At 71.2% G+C, this 16749-nt stretch carries 10 protein-coding genes; 7 read left to right on the plus strand and 3 right to left on the minus strand.

Annotated features, from left to right (window positions below; all coding sequences use genetic code 11):
- Positions 1 to 74 precede the first annotated feature (74 nt).
- The 4 genes from ACIQHQ_RS30700 to ACIQHQ_RS30715 are packed head-to-tail and all read left to right on the plus strand — an operon-like array spanning position 75 to position 7204.
- Entirely contained in the window at positions 75 to 2273 is a 2199-nt protein-coding gene (locus tag ACIQHQ_RS30700; RefSeq protein ID WP_402617948.1) for a 1,4-beta-glucanase, read from the plus strand.
- On the plus strand, positions 2273 to 4255 hold the full coding sequence (locus ACIQHQ_RS30705) for a beta-galactosidase (protein WP_402617951.1): 1983 nt from the start codon (positions 2273 to 2275) through the stop codon (positions 4253 to 4255). The genes ACIQHQ_RS30700 and ACIQHQ_RS30705 overlap by 1 nt, the downstream gene beginning before the upstream one ends.
- Positions 4252 to 6447 carry a glycosyl hydrolase family 95 catalytic domain-containing protein gene (locus tag ACIQHQ_RS30710; RefSeq protein ID WP_402617954.1) on the plus strand — a complete coding sequence of 732 codons (2196 nt, stop codon included), beginning with the start codon at positions 4252 to 4254 and terminating at the stop codon, positions 6445 to 6447. Before ACIQHQ_RS30705 ends, ACIQHQ_RS30710 begins: the two co-directional genes overlap by 4 nt.
- A gap of 40 nt (positions 6448 to 6487) precedes the next feature.
- The gene (locus ACIQHQ_RS30715) at positions 6488 to 7204 is read left to right on the plus strand and encodes a hypothetical protein (protein WP_402617957.1); all 717 of its coding nucleotides are present in this window, start codon (positions 6488 to 6490) and stop codon (positions 7202 to 7204) included.
- A gap of 34 nt (positions 7205 to 7238) precedes the next feature.
- On the opposite strand, the gene ACIQHQ_RS30720 is transcribed toward ACIQHQ_RS30715, so the two are convergent.
- The 3 genes from ACIQHQ_RS30720 to ACIQHQ_RS30730 form a co-directional block, all read right to left on the minus strand.
- Positions 7239 to 8426, minus strand: coding sequence for a sulfotransferase family protein (locus ACIQHQ_RS30720; protein ID WP_402617960.1), 1188 nt, complete (start codon positions 8424 to 8426; stop codon positions 7239 to 7241).
- A gap of 110 nt (positions 8427 to 8536) precedes the next feature.
- Entirely contained in the window at positions 8537 to 10579 is a 2043-nt protein-coding gene (locus ACIQHQ_RS30725) for a TIM-barrel domain-containing protein (protein WP_402617963.1), read from the minus strand.
- Positions 10580 to 10667: 88 nt separating this feature from the next.
- Entirely contained in the window at positions 10668 to 11681 is a 1014-nt protein-coding gene (locus ACIQHQ_RS30730) for a LacI family DNA-binding transcriptional regulator (protein ID WP_402617966.1), read from the minus strand.
- A gap of 345 nt (positions 11682 to 12026) precedes the next feature.
- On the opposite strand from ACIQHQ_RS30730, the gene ACIQHQ_RS30735 reads away from it, so the two are divergent.
- From ACIQHQ_RS30735 to ACIQHQ_RS30745, 3 genes are all read left to right on the plus strand, one after another.
- Entirely contained in the window at positions 12027 to 13967 is a 1941-nt protein-coding gene (locus ACIQHQ_RS30735) for an acyl-CoA dehydrogenase family protein (protein ID WP_402617969.1), read from the plus strand.
- Between the two features lie 96 nt (positions 13968 to 14063).
- Positions 14064 to 15320: a 1-deoxy-D-xylulose-5-phosphate reductoisomerase gene (gene dxr, locus ACIQHQ_RS30740; RefSeq protein WP_402617972.1), complete on the plus strand. Its 1257-nt coding sequence runs from the start codon at positions 14064 to 14066 to the stop codon at positions 15318 to 15320.
- A gap of 8 nt (positions 15321 to 15328) precedes the next feature.
- Complete coding sequence (locus ACIQHQ_RS30745; RefSeq protein ID WP_402618084.1) at positions 15329 to 16621, plus strand: M50 family metallopeptidase; 1293 nt, start codon at positions 15329 to 15331, stop codon at positions 16619 to 16621.
- The last annotated feature ends 128 nt before the right edge of the window (positions 16622 to 16749 follow it).

Genomic DNA, 16749 nt, shown 5'->3' on the forward strand with positions numbered 1-16749 from the left:
TGGCTGTTCGCGCGGTTCCCCGCGCCCCTCACGGGGCGCTTCCCCCCTCCTTTCAGAACGACGAGGTGTGTGTCATGCATGCGTCCAGCCTCTCCAGGCGTTCCGTTCTCGCCGGGACCGCTGTCGCCGCCGCGGCGGTCTCCCTTCCGATGACCCAGGGGCGGGCGCAGGCCGCCGCCACCCCCGCGAAGCGCGGATACCGCTGGCGCAACGCCGTCCAGGGCGGCACCGGGTTCATCACCGGAGTGCTGTTCCATCCTTCCTGTCGCGGGCTCGCCTACCTCCGAACCGACATCGGTGGTGCCTACCGGTGGGACGACCGGACCGGTCGGTGGATCCCGCTCACCGACCACCTCGGCTGGGACGACTGGAACCTGCTCGGTGTGGAGGCCATGGCCGTCGACCCGGCGCATCCGAACCGGGTGTACCTCGCCCTCGGCACGTACACGCAGTCGTGGGCCGGCAACGGGGCCGTCCTGCGGTCCGAGGACCGGGGGGCCACGTGGAAGCGCACCGACCTCACCGTCAAGCTCGGGGGCAACGAGGACGGGCGGGGTGCGGGGGAGCGGCTGCTCGTCGATCCGCGGGACAGCGACACGCTGTGGCTGGGAACCCGGCACGACGGGCTGCTCAAGTCGACCGACCGGGGCGCCACCTGGAAGGCCGTGAGCTTCCCGGCCACTCCCAGTGCCACCGGCCAGGGCATCACGCTCCTGGTTGCCGCGGGCCGCAGCGTCTATGCCGGCTGGGGCGACTCCGACGGCACCTCCGCGAACCTCTACCGAACCACCGACGGCACCACCTGGAAGGCCGTCCCGGGGCAGCCCACCGGCACCGCCGCCAAGGTGCCGATCCGCGCCGCGTACGACCGCCACACGCGCGAGCTGTACGTGACCTATGCCGATGGGCCCGGCCCCAACGGGCAGTTGGACGGCAGCGTGCACAAGCTGCGCACCAGCAGCGGGCAGTGGAGTGAGGTTACCCCGGTGAAGCCGGGCGGCACGACGGCCGACGGCTCCGCCGACTCCTTCGGCTACGGCGGTGTCGCCGTCGACGCCCGCCGCCCCGGCACGGTGGTCGTCTCCACGAACAACCGCTGGGCCGAGATCGACACCGTCTTCCGCTCCACGAACGGCGGCCGCACCTGGACGTCCCTGAAGGACACAGCCGTCCTCGACGTCTCCGAGACCCCCTACCTCAAGTGGGGCGGGGACAAGCCCAAGTTCGGCTGGTGGATCCAGGCCCTCGCTCTCGACCCGTACGACTCGAAGCACATCGTGTACGGCACCGGCGCCACCCTCTACGGCACTCGCGACCTCAAGCACTGGGCCCCGCAGATCCGCGGCGTGGAGGAGGCGTCCATACGGCAGCTGGTCTCACCGCCGACCGGTGAGGCGCATCTGCTCAGCGGGTCCGGGGACATCGGTGTGATGTACCACGAGCGGCTCACGGCGTCGCCGTCGCGCGGCATGGCCTCGAACCCGGTGTTCGGCACCTCCACCGGCCTGTGGCTGGCCGCGGCCAAGCCGTCGTACGTGGTCCGGGCGGGCTGGGGCGAGCACGGCAACGGCGCCCACTCCAACGACGGCGGCAAGACCTGGGCGCCCTTCAAGACCCAGCCGGACGTTGCCAAGTCCGCGCCGGGACCCATCGCCACCAACGCCGACGGCAGCGTGCTGCTGTGGTCCTTCGGCACGGCCAACCCCGGCTACCGCTCGGCCGACAACGGCGCCACCTGGACCGAGGTCGCCTCCTTCCCCAAGGGCGCCGCCCCCATCGCGGACCCCGTCGACCCGACCCGCTTCTACGCCTACGACACCACCACCGGCACGGTGTTCGCCAGCACCGACAGCGGCCGGACCTTCACCGCGCGGGCCACCGGCCTGAGCACGGGCGACAGCGAGTTCCAGCTGGTGGCGGCGCCGGGCCGCTCGGGTGACCTGTGGCTGAGCCTGAAGGGCAACGGGCTGTACCGCTCCACCGACGGGGGCGCGACCCTGGCCAAGGTCGGCAGCTGCCACGCCTCACACACCCTGGGCTTCGGCAAGGCCGCCGAGGGCGCCTCCTACCCGGCGATCTACCTGGTCGGCGCCACGGACACCATCACCGCGGTGTACCGCTCCGACGACGAGGCGAAGACCTGGACGCGGATCAACGACGACCGGCACCAGTGGGGCTGGACCGGAGCGGCCATCACCGGCGACCCGCGCGTGTACGGCCGGGTCTACGTCGCAACCAACGGGCGCGGCGTGCAGTACGGGGAGCCCGTCTGATGCCCGGGGGGACCCGCCCCGGCCTGAGCGACGCCACCCGGGGCCGGCTCCTCTTCGGCGGCGACTACAACCCGGAGCAGTGGCCGGAGGAGACCTGGCACGAGGACGTCCGGCTGATGAAGGCCGCCGGCGTCAACTCGGTCACCCTCGGCGTCTTCTCCTGGTCGACCCTCGAACCGGAGCCCGGGGCGCGGGAATTCGGCTGGCTGGACACGCTGATGGACCTGATGCACGACAACGGCATCGGCGTCGTCCTCGCCACCCCGACCTCCTCGCCCCCGCCCTGGATGGGCCGGCTGCACCCCGACACCCTGCCCGTGACCGAGGACGGCCGCACCGAGTGGTGGGGCGGTCGGCAGCACTTCTCGCACTCCAGCGCCACCTACCGGCGCTACGCCGCCGCCATCACCGAGGACCTGGCCGCCCGCTACGGCGGCCACCCGGCCCTCACCATGTGGCACATCAACAACGAGTACTGCACCTTCGACTACGGCGACGAGGCCGCCGCCGCCTTCCGCCGCTGGCTGCGGGAGAAGTACGGCACGCTCGACGCCCTCAACGAGGCCTGGGGCACCGCCTTCTGGAGCCAGGGCTACGACTGCTGGGACGGCGTCCTGCCGCCCCGCCTGCCCCACTACATGCGCAACCCCGGCCAGGTCCTGGACTTCCGGCGCTTCACCTCCGACATGCTCCTGGAGTGCTACGTCGCCGAGCGCGACATCGTCCGCCGGCACACCCCGCACATCCCGGTCACCAGCAACTTCATGCCGCTGTGGTTCGGGCAGGACGCCTGGCGCTGGGCCGAGGAGGAGGACGTCGTCTCCGTCGACCTCTACCCCGACCCGCGCGACCCCCTCGGCGCCCAGAGCGGCGCCCTGGTCCAGGACATGACCCGTTCCCAGGCGCGCGGGCCCTGGATGCTGATGGAGCAGGCGGCCGGGCCGGTCAACTGGCGGGGGGTGAACCACCCCAAGCCGCGCGGTCTCAACCGGCTCTGGTCCCTCCAGGCCGTGGCCCGGGGCGCCGACGCCGTCTGCTACTTCCAGTGGCGGCAGTCCCGGCAGGGCGCGGAGAAGTTCCACTCCGGCATGGTCAGCCACGCCGGAGAGGAGGGCCGGACGTACCAGGAGGTCAAGCGGCTCGGCGCCGACCTGGAGCGGATCGCGCCCGAGGTGGCCGGACGGCACCTCACCGCGAACGTCGCCGTCCTGCACGACTGGCACGCCTGGTGGGCCGGCACCCACGAGGGCCGCCTGTCCAGCCGGGTGGAGTACCCGGACGTCCTGCGCGCCTGGCACCGGGCCCTGTGGCAGGCGCACCTCACCACCGACTTCGCCCACCCCGAACACGACCTGACGCCGTACTCGCTCGTCGTCGTGCCGCAGTTGTACGCCCTCACCGACACCGCGATCGACAACCTCCTCGCGTACGTACGGCAGGGCGGCACCCTCGTCTGCGGCTTCCAGACCGGCGTCGCCGACGAGGACGACCGTGTGCGCCCCGGCGGCATGGACGCCCGGCTGCGCGAGCTGTTCGGCATCCGGACCCTGCACGAGTGGTGGCCGCTGGACGAGGGGGAGACCGTCGTCTGCGAGGGCTTTCGGGGCACGCTGTGGTCCGAGGAGCTGGAGGGGGACGGCACCGCGGAGGAGACCGTGCCGTACAAGGGCGGCGAACTCGACGGACTGCCCGCGGTCCTGCGCAAGGGCCGAGCCTGGTACGTCTCCACGCTCCCGGACCCCGAGTCGCTGTGCGACCTGCTGGCTTCGATCGCGCGGGGCGCGGGTGTCCGGCCGGTGCTCGACGGCCTGCCCGAGCAGGTCGAGGCCATACGCCGGGGCGAGCTGCTGTTCGTGCTCAACCACGGCCGCGAGCCGGTGACCCTCGACGTGCCCGGCACCCACCATGACCTGCTGACGGGCACGGACGTCACCGGCCGGGTCACCCTCGGCCGCTACGAGGCGGCGGTGCTCCGGCCATGACCACCTCCGCACCCGTCCACGGCAGTTGGGAGCCGCACCCGGCCGCCCGCTGGGAGGACGCGTTCCTGAGCGGCAACGGCCACCACGGCGCCCTCGTGTGCGGAGATCCGGACGCGGAGAGGGTCATCGTCACCCACCACACTCTGGTGCGGCCCAACGGCGGCGACACCCGGCCCCCGCAGCTCGCCGCCGGCCTCCCCGCCCTCCAGGACCGCCTCCTCGCGGGCGACACGACCGCCGCGGAGAGCTTCACCGACGGCCGTCCGCTCCAGTGGGTGCGGCCGTTCCACCCCGCCTTCCAGGTCCGGCTGGACCGGCCCGCCGACACGTGTCACGACTACCGCCGCGACGTCGACTTCACCACCGGCGTGGTGCGTGCGACCTGCACCGGCTGGACCAGCCGGGTCTTCGTCTCCCGCGCCGACGACGTGATCGTCCAGCACGTCAGCGGCCCCGGCCTCATCCTCGACATCGACCTCGACCCCGGGCTGCCCGGTGCCCCCACCGGACTGGGCATCGGCCACGGGGCCGTCCTCACCCCCGAGGGCGCCCTGCTGAGCCTGCGCGCCCGCTACCCGGACAGCGACAAGGCCTGCACCGGCGTCAGCCACATCACCGTCACCGGCGGCACGACCACCCTGGTGCCGCCGGGCGTGCGCGTCGAGGGCGCCCGGTCCGTGCTCATCCTGACGCGGGTGCACCGGCACACCGGCGAACTCGACGTGGTCGCCGAGGGCCGTGCCCTGCGCGACCTGCCCGGTGCGTACGACGAACTCCTCGACCGCCACACCGCCCTGCACCGCACCGCCTACGAGCGCGTCACCCTCGACCTCGCCGCCGACCCCGCCGAACGGGCCCTGCCCGGCTCGGAGCTGCTGAAGCGGCCCCGCAGCGCGGCCCTGCTGGAGCGTCTCTTCGCCGCCGGGCGCTACCACCTGCTCTCCGCGAGCGGCCTCTTCCCGCCCCGCCTGACCGGCCTGTGGACCGGCGACTGGGACACCGCCTGGTCGGGAGCCTTCACCAACGACGCCAACCTCAACCTCCAGACCGCCTCCGCCGCTGCCGCCGCCCTCCCCGAGGTCACCCGGGCACACGCGAACCTGCTCCACAGCCAGCTCCCCGACTGGCGCGACAACGCCCGCGCGATCTTCGGCACCCGGGGCGTCGTCGCCCCCGCCCACACCGACGGCGAGTCCGGCCACTGCTACCACTACAACCGCGAATACCCCCTGCACCTGTGGACCGCCGGAGCCGACTGGCTGCTCAAGCCGCTCGTCGACCACGACGAGACGCACGGCACCCGAGACCCCCGCACCGCCGCCGCACTCGCCGAAGTCGCCCTCTTCTACGAGGACTTCCTCACCAGGACGGACGAGAACGGACACCTCGTCGTCATCCCGTCCTACTCACCCGAGAACCGCCCCGCCAACGCGAGCTGGGGCACGATCAACGCCGCCATGGACCTCTCGGCGGCCCGCCACGCCCTGCGCACGGCCGCCGCCTACCACGGGGACACTCCGGACGCCGACCGTTGGCGAGCTCTCGCCGACCGGCTCCCGCCGCACCGGATCAACGACGACGGCGCCCTGGCCGAATGGGCCTGGCCCGGCCTCACGGACTCCTACGACCACCGCCACCTCAGCCACCTCTACGGCGTATGGCCGCTCGAGGAGGTCACCCCCTACGACACCCCCGAGCTCGCCGCCGCCGCCCACCGCGCCCTCGCACTGCGCGGCGCCGAGAACGACTCCGCGCACGGGCACCTCCACCACGCCCTCATCGCGGCCCGGCTCCTGGACGGCGACCGTGTCGCCCACGCCCTCGGCCAGGTCCTGGACGGCGACTTCTTCCACGCCTCCCTGATGAGCGCGCACTACCCCGGCCGTCGCGTCTACAACGCCGACGCGGCGCACACCCTGCCCGCCGTGCTGATCGAGATGCTTGTCCAGTCGACGCCCCACCGGCTGGTCCTCCTGCCCGCGCTGCCGCCCGCTCTCCCGGCAGGCCGGCTCACGGGCGTGCGCACGCGGTTCGGCGCCGAGGTCGATCTGACCTGGGCGCCCGACGGGGCGACGGCGGTCCTCAAGCCGACTCGCACCGTCCGTATCGAAGTCAGAACTTCTTCCGGCGACGCGGAGCCGCTCGACCTTGTCGCCGGAGAGGACCACGTCCTCAGCAAGGGGGCGTGGTAGCACCCCCCCCCACAATCCCCCCACCCGTGGAAGGGACACCATGGTCAAAAGCAGGATACGCAAGATCACTATGGCGGTGCTCGCGCCGGCGATGGCTCTCGGTGCCACCGTCGGCCTCGCCTCCGCCCCCGCCTCGGCAGCAGTCTGGAACTCCTGCGACCGATGGGGCAACACCAGCCTGAACGGCTACAAGCTCTACAACAACATCTGGGGCTCCGGCGCGGGCAGCCAGTGCGCGTGGGCCAACTCCGGGACCAACTGGGGTGTCTGGGCCAACCACCCCAACACCGGCGGCATCAAGTCCTACCCCAACTCCACGAAGACGATCAACAAGACGATCAACTCCCTCGGCTGGCTCACCAGCAACTACAACGTCAGCGTCCCCTCGTCCGGCGCGTACAACACGTCGTACGACATCTGGGACACCGACCACCAGTACGAGATCATGCTCTGGGTCAACTACAACGGAGCCGTCGGCCCGATCGGCAGCTACCAGGGCAACGTCACGCTGGGCGGCCACAACTGGAACGCCTACAGGGGCAGCAACGGGTCGAACCAGGTGTTCTCGTTCCTGCGGACGTCCGACTCCAACTCCGGCACCGTCGACATCAAGCCGGTCCTCAACTGGATCGCCTACACCAAGGGCTGGATGCCCGGCAACGAGACCATCGGCGACGTCCAGTTCGGCTATGAGATCACCTCCTCCTCCGGTGGACTCAACTTCAACACCAACGACCTGACCATCAACGGAGGCTGACCCCGCATCAGGGGCGAGGCCGGCCACGTCCTCCTCAGGCGTGGTCGACCTCGCCCCGCAGCGCGTCGTACTCGGCGAAGGCCGACGCCACCTCGTCGCGGGTCAGGCCGTAGCGGGACAGGTCATAGGTGTGCTTGCGGGCGCCCCGGGGGCGGGCGACGGCCGCGGGGAGCCGGGCCGCGTCGGCCTCGGTCCACCGGGCGCCCACGGCGGCGTACAGCTTCGGGGCGCCGGCCGCGGGATCGGAGCCGAGCCAGGAGTACGGGACGTCCACCAGTTGCTCGGCGGGGATCGCGGCCCGGGCCGCGAGGCCGCGTGTCATGGCACGGCTCAGCAGGCCCAGCCAGGTGGCGCCGATGCCGGTCAGGTCGACGGGACGGGTGCTGACGGCCATGCCGTGCTCGATCAGGGAACAGAAGGACGCCACGACGGTGACCGGGTCGCGATGGCACCACACGATCGTGGCGTCCGGGAAGACCGTGCGCAGCGCGTCCAGGTTCTCCAGGTGCATGGGGGACTTCAGCATCCAGCGCCGCCGCGGACGGCCGAACTGGAGCACCTGGTAGACCTGCTTGAGGTACCGGTAGTCGGCGGTGAAGTCCCGCGCGCAGTGCCACTGCCGGTATTCGGGGATGCGGGCCTGGGAGAACGGCATCAGGGCGTGCGGCAGGACGAACGTGCACTCCTCGGGGCCCTCGGCGGCCATCGCGTGGATGTCGCGGAAGCGCGGCGCGAAGAGGTCCGTGCCCTGGACCATCCGGCGTCCGGCCGTGATCGCCCTGCGCCGCCGCCGGGGCGGTAACTCCAGGTCGGGCGCCAGCAGTTCCCACAGCAGGGGACACCGGTGCCCGTCGGATATCGACAGCACCGAGTGCGTGACGGTGGTCGCGGTGCGGGGCAGCCCCACGACGAAGACCGGCTTCTCGATCGGCTCCCGCTCGATCTCCGGGTGCTCGGCGATCAGCCGCCGCACCCGCGCCCGGTTGGCGAGATGCCGCCGCACGTGGCCCTGCGCGGCCTGCCAGCCGACCGGGGTGAGGTGCTCGGCCTTCGCCCACCAGCGCAGCAGGGCCCGGAAGTCGTCGACGAACTCCCGGTCTCCCGGCGCCTCACCGGCCTCCACCACGATGCGGTCGAAGATCCGGCCGGGGTTACGGCGGGAGCCGAAGGAGGGCCGCAGCGCCAGGTTGGCGAGGGTGAGGGCGAGCGGAGTCGAGGGCACGCGGGAAACCTACCTTCTGGAACTTCGCGGCGCTGGAGGGAAGTTGGCCGTACGGATGCAAGGGGGTGGCCGGAAGACCTCCATCGATCCGGCCACCCCCTTCGACGCGGCTACTCCGCTACAGGCAGCCGCGCCCCGTCCCGCAGGAACAGCGGGATGCGGTCCAGCGGGGCGTCGACCGTCACGGCCCGGCCGCCCTCGTACGTCTCACCGGTCCACGCGTCCGTCCAGCCGGCGCCGGCCGGCAGATACGCGGTACGGGCGGTGGCGCCGGCCGTCAGCACCGGAGCCACCAGCAGGTCCGGGCCGAACAGGTAGGAGTCGTCGACCGACCACGTCGCCGGGTCGTCCGGGAACTCCAGGAACAGCGGCCGCATCACCGGCAGGCCCTCCTCGTGGGCCGCCCGCATGACGTCCAGCACGTACGGCTTCAGCCGCTCGCGCAGCCGCAGGTAACGCTCCAGGATCGCCCCGGCCTCCTCGCCGTACGACCACACCTCGTTGGGGCCGCCGGTCATCTCCGGACCCAGCGGCATGCCCGGGTCGCGGAAGCCGTGCAGGCGCATCAGCGGGGACAGCGCGCCGAACTGGAACCAGCGGACCATCACCTCCCGGTAAGCCGGGTCGTCCGGGTCGCCGCCGTGGAAGCCGCCGATGTCGGTGTTCCACCACGGGATGCCCGACAGGGCCGTGTTGAGGCCGGCCGCGATCTGTCGGCGCAGGGTCGGGAAGTCCGTGCCGATGTCACCGGACCACAGGGCGGCACCGTAGCGCTGACTGCCCGCCCACGCCGAGCGGTTGAGGGTGACGATCTCCTCCTCACCGGTGGCGAGCAGGCCCTCGTAGAACGTGCGGGCGTTCTCCGCCGGGTACGCGTTGCCGACCTCCAGGCCCGGTCCCGCCCAGTAGCGCAGGTTCTCCTGGAAACCGGGCTTCAGCTCCGGCTCGCAGGCGTCCAGCCAGAACGCCGTGATGCCGTACGGGTCGAGGTAGTTCTCCTTCACCTTCGACCACACGAACTCCCGGGCCTCCGGGTTGGTGGCGTCGTAGAAGGCCACCTGGACCGTGGAGGCGACCTCCTTGTCGGGCCAGTCGGCGTGCGCCATCGGCCCGTACTGGGTGCCGATGAACCAGCCGCGCTGCTCCAGGACCGGGTGGTTCTCGCTCAGCGGCGACACCGACGGCCACACGCTCACCACCAGCTTGATGCCGAGCTCCTCCAGCTCGCGCACCATCGCCGCCGGGTCCGGCCACTCCTTCGGGTCGAACTTCCAGTCGCCCAGGTGCGTCCAGTGGAAGAAGTCGCAGACGATCGCCGAGATGGGCAGACCGCGCCGCTTGTACTCCCGGGCCACCTGCATCAGTTCGTCCTGGGTGCGGTAGCGCAGCTTGCACTGCCAGAAGCCCGCCGCCCACTCCGGCAGCATCGGGCTGCGGCCGGTCACCGCGCTGTAGCGGCGCTGGCCGCCGGCCGGATCGCCCGCCGTGATCCAGTAGTCGATCTGCCGGGCCGAGTCGGCGACCCACCGGGTGCCGTTGTGCGCCAGCTCCACCCGGCCGATCGCCGGGTTGTTCCACAGCAGCGTGTAGCCGCGGCTGGAGGTCAGCACCGGGATGCCGACCTCGGCGTTGCGCTGGATCAGATCCAGGACCAGGCCCTTCTGATCCAGCCGCCCGTGCTGGTGCTGGCCGAGGCCGTACAGCTTCTCGTCGTCGTAGGCGGCGAAGCGCTGCTCCAGACGGTGGTGGCCGTTGCCGACGGCCGTGTAGAGGCGGGAGCCGGGCCACCAGAAGTGGGCGCGGTCCTCGGCGAGGAGCTCGGCGGAGTCCTCCGTGCGCAGGAAGCGGATCAGGCCCTGCGCGCTCACCTCGACGGTGAGCGCGCCGACGGTCAGCAGCCCCCGGCCGTCCTCGATCTTCACCGAGGCCGGCGTCGCGGGAGCCTCGTCGAGCAGGGCGCCCGGGAGTCCTTCGAGGACCGGGCCGCCGAGCCGGGCACGCACCCGGACGGCGTCCGGGCCCCACGGCTCGATCCGGAGGGTCTCCTGACGGCCGCTCCACTCCAGAGCGCCGTCCCGCTCGCGGAAGGTGCCGACGGTGGGGGACGACTGCGCCAGGCTCACCTGGGGCTGGGTTTCGGCATGCTGATTCACGCGTGCTCCTGTGCTCCTGGAGGAGTGCAGACATGGGGGTGCCCCCGAGAGGAGGGCGGTGTTGACGACGGCCGGGGAGAAGGGGTGCCTACGACCGGCTCGGCGCCGGTCCCGTGCTCCCTCGTACCGTCAGCTCGGGCGCGATCAGCACGACCTCGTCGCTGCCGCGCCCCTCGAGCTTGGCGACCAGGTGGTCCACGGCGTGCCGGCCCATCTCCTGGGCGGGGATGGCGACCGACGTGAGCCGCACCGAAGCCTGCGTCGCGACCTGGTCGGGGCAGATCGCGACCACCGACACGTCCTCCGGCACGGCACGGCCCTGCTGCCGCAGCAGCGCGAGCAGCGGCTCGACCGCCGACTCGTTCTGCACGATGAGCCCCGAGGTGTCCGGGCGTTCGTCGAGGATCCGGGCGAGGGTGGTCGCCATCGCGTCGTACCCGCCCTCGCACGGCCGGTGCAGCAAGCGCACGCCCAGCTCCCGGGAACGCGACCTGAGTCCGTCGAGGGTGCGCTCGGCGAAGCCGGTGTGCCGCTCGTAGACGGCCGGGGCCTCCCCGATGACAGCGATGTCCTGGTGCCCCTGTTTGGCGAGGTGCTCCACGCACAGCGCGCCGGTCGCCCTGAAGTCAAGATCGACGCAGGTCAGGCCGGAGGTGTCGGAGGGCAGTCCGATCAGCACGGACGGCTGGTCCGTATCGCGCAGCAGCGGCAGCCGCTCGTCGTCGAGTTCGACGTCCATCAGGATCATGCCGTCGGCGAGCCCGCTGCCCGCCACCCGGCGTACCGCGTCGGGGCCCTCCTCGCCGGTGAGCAGCAGCACGTCGTATCCGTGGGCACGGGCGGAGGTCGCCACGGCGATGGCGATCTCCATCATCACGGGCACGTACATGTCCGTGCGCAGCGGGACCATGAGCGCGATGATGTTCGACTTGCTGCTGGCCAGGGCCCGGGCCCCGGCGTTCGGGTGGTACCCGAGCTCGCGGATGCTCCGCTCGACCCGCTGCCGGGTGTTCGCGGAGATGGACCGCTTGCCGCTGAGGACATAGCTCACCGTGCTCGCCGATACTCCGGCGTGCTGGGCGACCTCGGCGAGGGTGACCATCCAGCTCTCCAAGCTTGTGAAGCGCTTCGACAATGCGCGTTGCTGATAAGGGTGGGTGGGGGTGGTTCGACAGTAGCCCCAGCACGGGTGGGTGTCCATAGGTTGTCGAAGCGCTTCGATGCAGATTTCCCGTAGGGCTCTCAGGTCCGCAACCGCCGCCGGAAGGACACCTCGATGCAACACCGTCGTCGGGCCCGCGGCAAGGGGCGCGGGCACTCCGCCCCCTTCGGCCGAACGGACGCGCGAGGACTGGTGGGAGCGTCCGGATTCGGGTACCAACGATCCAGTAGCGCTGGTCGGTAACGAAACGGTCCTCCATCTTCTAGTTGCGGCGAGGTGCCCCTCATGTCCGCTTCCACCACTCCCTCTTCCCGTCCCGCCGTCACCGAGCGGGAGGCCCGCGAGGTGGCGGAGGCCGCCCGGGAACAGCACTGGCGCAAGCCCAGCTTCGCCAAGGAGCTGTTCCTCGGCCGCTTCCGGCTGGACCTCATCCACCCCCACCCCCTGCCGGACGACGAGGCGGCCCAGCGCGGCGAGGAGTTCCTCGCCAAGCTCCGCGACTTCGTCGAGACGAAGATCGACGGGGCCCTCATCGAGCGTGAGGCCAGGATCCCCGACGAGGTGATCGACGGGTTGAAGGAGCTCGGCGCCTTCGGCATGAAAATCGACACCAAGTACGGCGGACTCGGTCTGGGACAGGTGTACTACAACAAGGCGCTCGCCCTGGCCGGCTCCGCGAGTCCCGCGGTCGGCGTGCTGCTGTCCGCCCACCAGTCGATCGGCGTGCCCCAGCCCCTGAAGCTGTTCGGCACCCAGGAGCAGCGGGAGCGCTTCCTGCCCCGCTGCGCCCGCACGGACATCAGCGCCTTCCTGCTCACCGAGCCCGACGTCGGCTCCGACCCGGCCCGCCTCGCCACCACCGCCGTGCCCGACGGCGACGACTACGTCCTCGACGGCGTGAAGCTGTGGACCACCAACGGCGTCGTCGCCGACCTCTTGGTCGTCATGGCCCGGGTCCCGAAGAGCGAGGGCCACCGGGGCGGCATCACCGCTTTCGTCGTGGAGACGAACTCACCGGGCGTCACCGTCGAGAACCGCAACGCCTTCATGGGCCTGCGCGGCATCGAGAACGGCGTCACCCGCTTCCACCAGGTCCGCGTCCCCGCCGCCAACCGCGTCGGCGACGAGGGCCAGGGCCTGAAGATCGCCCTGACCACCCTCAACACCGGGCGGCTCTCCCTGCCCGCGTCGTGCGTCGCGGCCGGCAAGTGGTGCCTGAAGATCGCCCGGGAGTGGTCGGCGGCCCGCGAGCAGTGGGGCAAGCCCGTCGCACACCACGAGGCGGTCGGCTCCAAGATCTCCTTCATCGCGGCCACCACCTTCGCCCTGGAGGCCGTGACGGACCTGGCCTCGCAGATGGCCGACGAGGACCGCAACGACATCCGCATCGAAGGCGCCCTCGCCAAGCTGTACGCCTCCGAGATGGCCTGGACGATGGCCGACGAGCTCGTCCAGATCCGCGGCGGCCGAGGCTTCGAGACGGCCGACTCCCTGCGCGCCCGCGGCGAGCGCGGCGTCCCCGCCGAGCAGCTCCTGCGCGACCTGCGTATCAACCGCATCTTCGAGGGCTCCACCGAGATCATGCACCTGCTGATCGCGCGCGAGGCCGTCGACGCCCACCTCTCGGTAGCCGGTGACCTGATCGACCCCGAGAAGTCCCTCGGCGACAAGGCCAGGGCGGGTGCGAACGCGGGCGTCTTCTACGCCAAGTGGCTGCCGAAGCTGGTCGCCGGACCGGGCCGGCTGCCGACCTCCTACGGCGAGTTCAAACACGAGGTGGATCTCTCCGGGCACCTGCGCTACGTCGAGCGCACCGCCCGCAAGCTGGCCCGCTCCACCTTCTACGCCATGTCCCGCTGGCAGGGCCGGATGGAGTCCAAGCAGGGTTTCCTCGGCCGGATCGTCGACATCGGCGCCGAACTGTTCGCCATGAGCGCCTCATGCGTCCGGGCCGAACTCCTGCGCGGCCAGGGCGACCACGGCCGTGAGGCATACCAGCTCGCCGATGTCTTCTGCCGCCAGGCCAGGATCCGCATCGAGGAGCTCTTCACCCGCCTGTGGACCAACACCGACGACCTCGACCACAAGGTCGTCAAGGGCGTCCTGTCCGGCACCTACGAGTGGCTGGAGCAGGGCATCATCGACCCGTCGGGCGAGGGCCCCTGGATCGCGGACGCGACACCGGGACCGTCGCAGAAGGAGAACGTCCACCGGCCGATCCGCTGAACCCGGCCTTCAAAGGGGCGTGCGCAGGTGTGGCGCGCGCCCCCATGAAGGGGATGCGCTGTCCTCACACACCGGCCTTACGGCAACAATGGAGCAATGAGCGACAGTCCAGCCCCCCTCGCCGATCCGCACCTCGTCCACGACCCCGTAGTGGGAGACGGTCCCAAGGACGTGGTGATCCTCGGCTCCACCGGGTCCATCGGCACCCAGGCCATCGACCTCGTGCTGCGCAACCCCGACCGGTTCCGCGTCACCGGCCTCTCGGCGAACGGCGGCCGGGTCGCCCTCCTCGCCGAGCAGGCGTACCGGCTGCGGGTGCGGACGGTCGCCGTGGCCCGCGAGGACGTCGTACCGGCCCTGCGCGAGGCGCTCACCGCGCAGTACGGCACGAGCGAGCCGCTCCCCGAGCTCCTCGCCGGCCCGGACGCGGCGTCCCAGATCGCGGCCTCCGACTGCCACACCGTCCTGAACGGCATCACCGGCTCCATCGGACTCGCCCCGACCCTGGCCGCCCTGGAGGCGGGCCGCACCCTCGCGCTCGCCAACAAGGAGTCGCTCATCGTGGGCGGCCCGCTGGTCAAGGCCCTCGCCAAGCCCGGGCAGATCATCCCGGTCGACTCCGAGCACGCCGCGCTCTTCCAGGCCCTGGCCGCGGGCACTCGCGCCGACGTCCGCAAGCTCGTGGTCACCGCCTCCGGCGGCCCCTTCCGCGGCCGCACGAAGGCCGAGCTCGCGGACGTCACCGTCGAGGACGCCCTCGCCCACCCCACCTGGGCCATGGGCCCGGTCATCACGATCAACTCCGCGACCCTCGTCAACAAGGGCCTGGAGGTCATCGAGGCGCACCTCCTCTACGACATTCCCTTCGACCGCATTGAGGTCGTCGTGCATCCCCAGTCGTATGTCCACTCGATGGTTGAGTTCACGGATGGATCGACACTGGCCCAGGCGACCCCGCCCGACATGCGCGGGCCCATCGCCATCGGCCTCGGCTGGCCCGAGCGCGTCCCCGACGCGGCGCCCACCTTCGACTGGAGCAAGGCCTCGACCTGGGAGTTCTTCCCGCTCGACAACGAGGCCTTCCCCGCGGTGAACCTCGCCCGGCACGTGGGCGAGCTCGCGGGCACCGCCCCGGCGGTGTTCAATGCGGCCAACGAGGAGTGCGTGGAGGCGTTCCGTCAGGGCGCACTGCCCTTCAACGGGATCATGGAGACCGTCACCCGGGTCGTCGAGGAGCACGGCACGCCGCGTACGGGAACCTCGCTCACCGTGTCGGACGTCCTCGAAGCGGAGACCTGGGCGCGGACCAGGGCCCGGGAACTGGCGGCACAGACGGCGGAGGCCCGTGCATGACAACCCTGATGTTCATCCTCGGCATAGTCCTCTTCGCGGTCGGCCTGCTGGTCTCGATCGCGTGGCACGAGCTGGGGCACCTGTCCACCGCCAAGTTCTTCGGCATCCGCGTGCCGCAGTACATGGTCGGCTTCGGCCCCACGCTCTTCTCGCGCAACAGGGGCGAGACGGAGTACGGCATCAAGGCCATCCCGTTCGGCGGCTACATCCGCATGATCGGCATGTTCCCGCCCGGCCCGGACGGCCGCATGGAAGCCCGCTCCACCTCCCCGTGGCGCGGCATGATCGAGGACGCCCGCACCGCCGCCTACGAGGAACTCAAGCCGGGCGACGAGAACCGCATGTTCTACACGCGCGCCCCCTGGAAGCGCGTGATCGTGATGTTCGCGGGCCCCTTCATGAACCTGGTCCTGGCGGTGGCGCTGTTCCTCACCGTCCTGATGGGCTTCGGCATCACCCAGCAGACCACCACGGTCAGCTCGGTCTCCCAGTGCGTCATCGCCCAGAACGAGAACCGCGACAAGTGCGAGAAGGGCGACCCGGCCGCCCCCGCCGCCGCGGCGGGCCTCAAGGCGGGCGACAAGATCGTCTCCTTCGACGGGGTGAAGACCGACGACTGGAACAAGCTGTCCGACCTGATCCGCGCCACTCCCGGCAAGGAGGTGCCGATCGTCGTCGACCGCAAGGGCCAGGACATCACCCTGCACGCGAAGATCGCCACCAACCAGGTCGCCAAGAAGGACGCGAGCGGCCAGATCGTCGAGGGCCAGTACGTCCAGGCCGGCTTCCTCGGCTTCAGCGCCGCCACGGGCGTGGTCAAGCAGGACTTCGGCGACTCCGTGACCTGGATGGGCGACCGGATCGGCGAGGCCGTCGACTCCCTCGCCGCCCTCCCCGGCAAGGTCCCGGCCCTGTGGAACGCGGCGTTCGACGGCGCCGAGCGCGAGGCCGACTCCCCGATGGGCGTGGTCGGCGCGGCCCGGGTCGGCGGTGAGATCTTCACGCTCGACATCCCGCCCACCCAGCAGCTGGCCATGGCGCTGATGCTGGTCGCGGGCTTCAACCTCTCCCTGTTCCTGTTCAACATGCTCCCGCTGCTGCCGCTCGACGGCGGGCACATCGCGGGCGCGCTGTGGGAGTCGCTGCGCCGCAACACGGCCAAGGTGCTGCGCCGTCCGGACCCGGGCCCCTTCGACGTGGCGAAGCTCATGCCGGTCGCCTACGTCGTCGCCGGGATCTTCATCTGCTTCACGATCCTGGTCCTGATCGCCGACGTGGTGAATCCGGTGAGGATCTCCTAGTCGCACGGAGTTCACGGCGGCCCGGCGGGCTTTGTGCCGGGCCGCCTCCCATCGAGTGGCAACGCGGGTGGGATGTGCCCGCGCCCGGGCCGGTGCCGTAATCTCGAAGCTCGGAGCCCGCTGCTCAC

Origin of the sequence: Streptomyces sp. NPDC092370, from assembly GCF_044755265.1 — a bacterium.
In the GTDB taxonomy this organism is placed as follows: domain Bacteria; phylum Actinomycetota; class Actinomycetes; order Streptomycetales; family Streptomycetaceae; genus Streptomyces.

Coding starts and splice junctions, on each gene's coding strand:
- ACIQHQ_RS30700 (WP_402617948.1), top strand. CDS start 75: ATGCATGCGTCCAGCCTCTCCAGGCGTTCCGTTCTCGCCGGGACCGCT.
- ACIQHQ_RS30705 (WP_402617951.1), top strand. CDS start 2,273: ATGCCCGGGGGGACCCGCCCCGGCCTGAGCGACGCCACCCGGGGCCGG.
- ACIQHQ_RS30710 (WP_402617954.1), top strand. CDS start 4,252: ATGACCACCTCCGCACCCGTCCACGGCAGTTGGGAGCCGCACCCGGCC.
- ACIQHQ_RS30715 (WP_402617957.1), top strand. CDS start 6,488: ATGGTCAAAAGCAGGATACGCAAGATCACTATGGCGGTGCTCGCGCCG.
- ACIQHQ_RS30730 (WP_402617966.1), bottom strand. CDS start 11,681: ATGGTCACCCTCGCCGAGGTCGCCCAGCACGCCGGAGTATCGGCGAGC.
- ACIQHQ_RS30735 (WP_402617969.1), top strand. CDS start 12,027: ATGTCCGCTTCCACCACTCCCTCTTCCCGTCCCGCCGTCACCGAGCGG.
- dxr (WP_402617972.1), top strand. CDS start 14,064: ATGAGCGACAGTCCAGCCCCCCTCGCCGATCCGCACCTCGTCCACGAC.
- ACIQHQ_RS30745 (WP_402618084.1), top strand. CDS start 15,329: ATGTTCATCCTCGGCATAGTCCTCTTCGCGGTCGGCCTGCTGGTCTCG.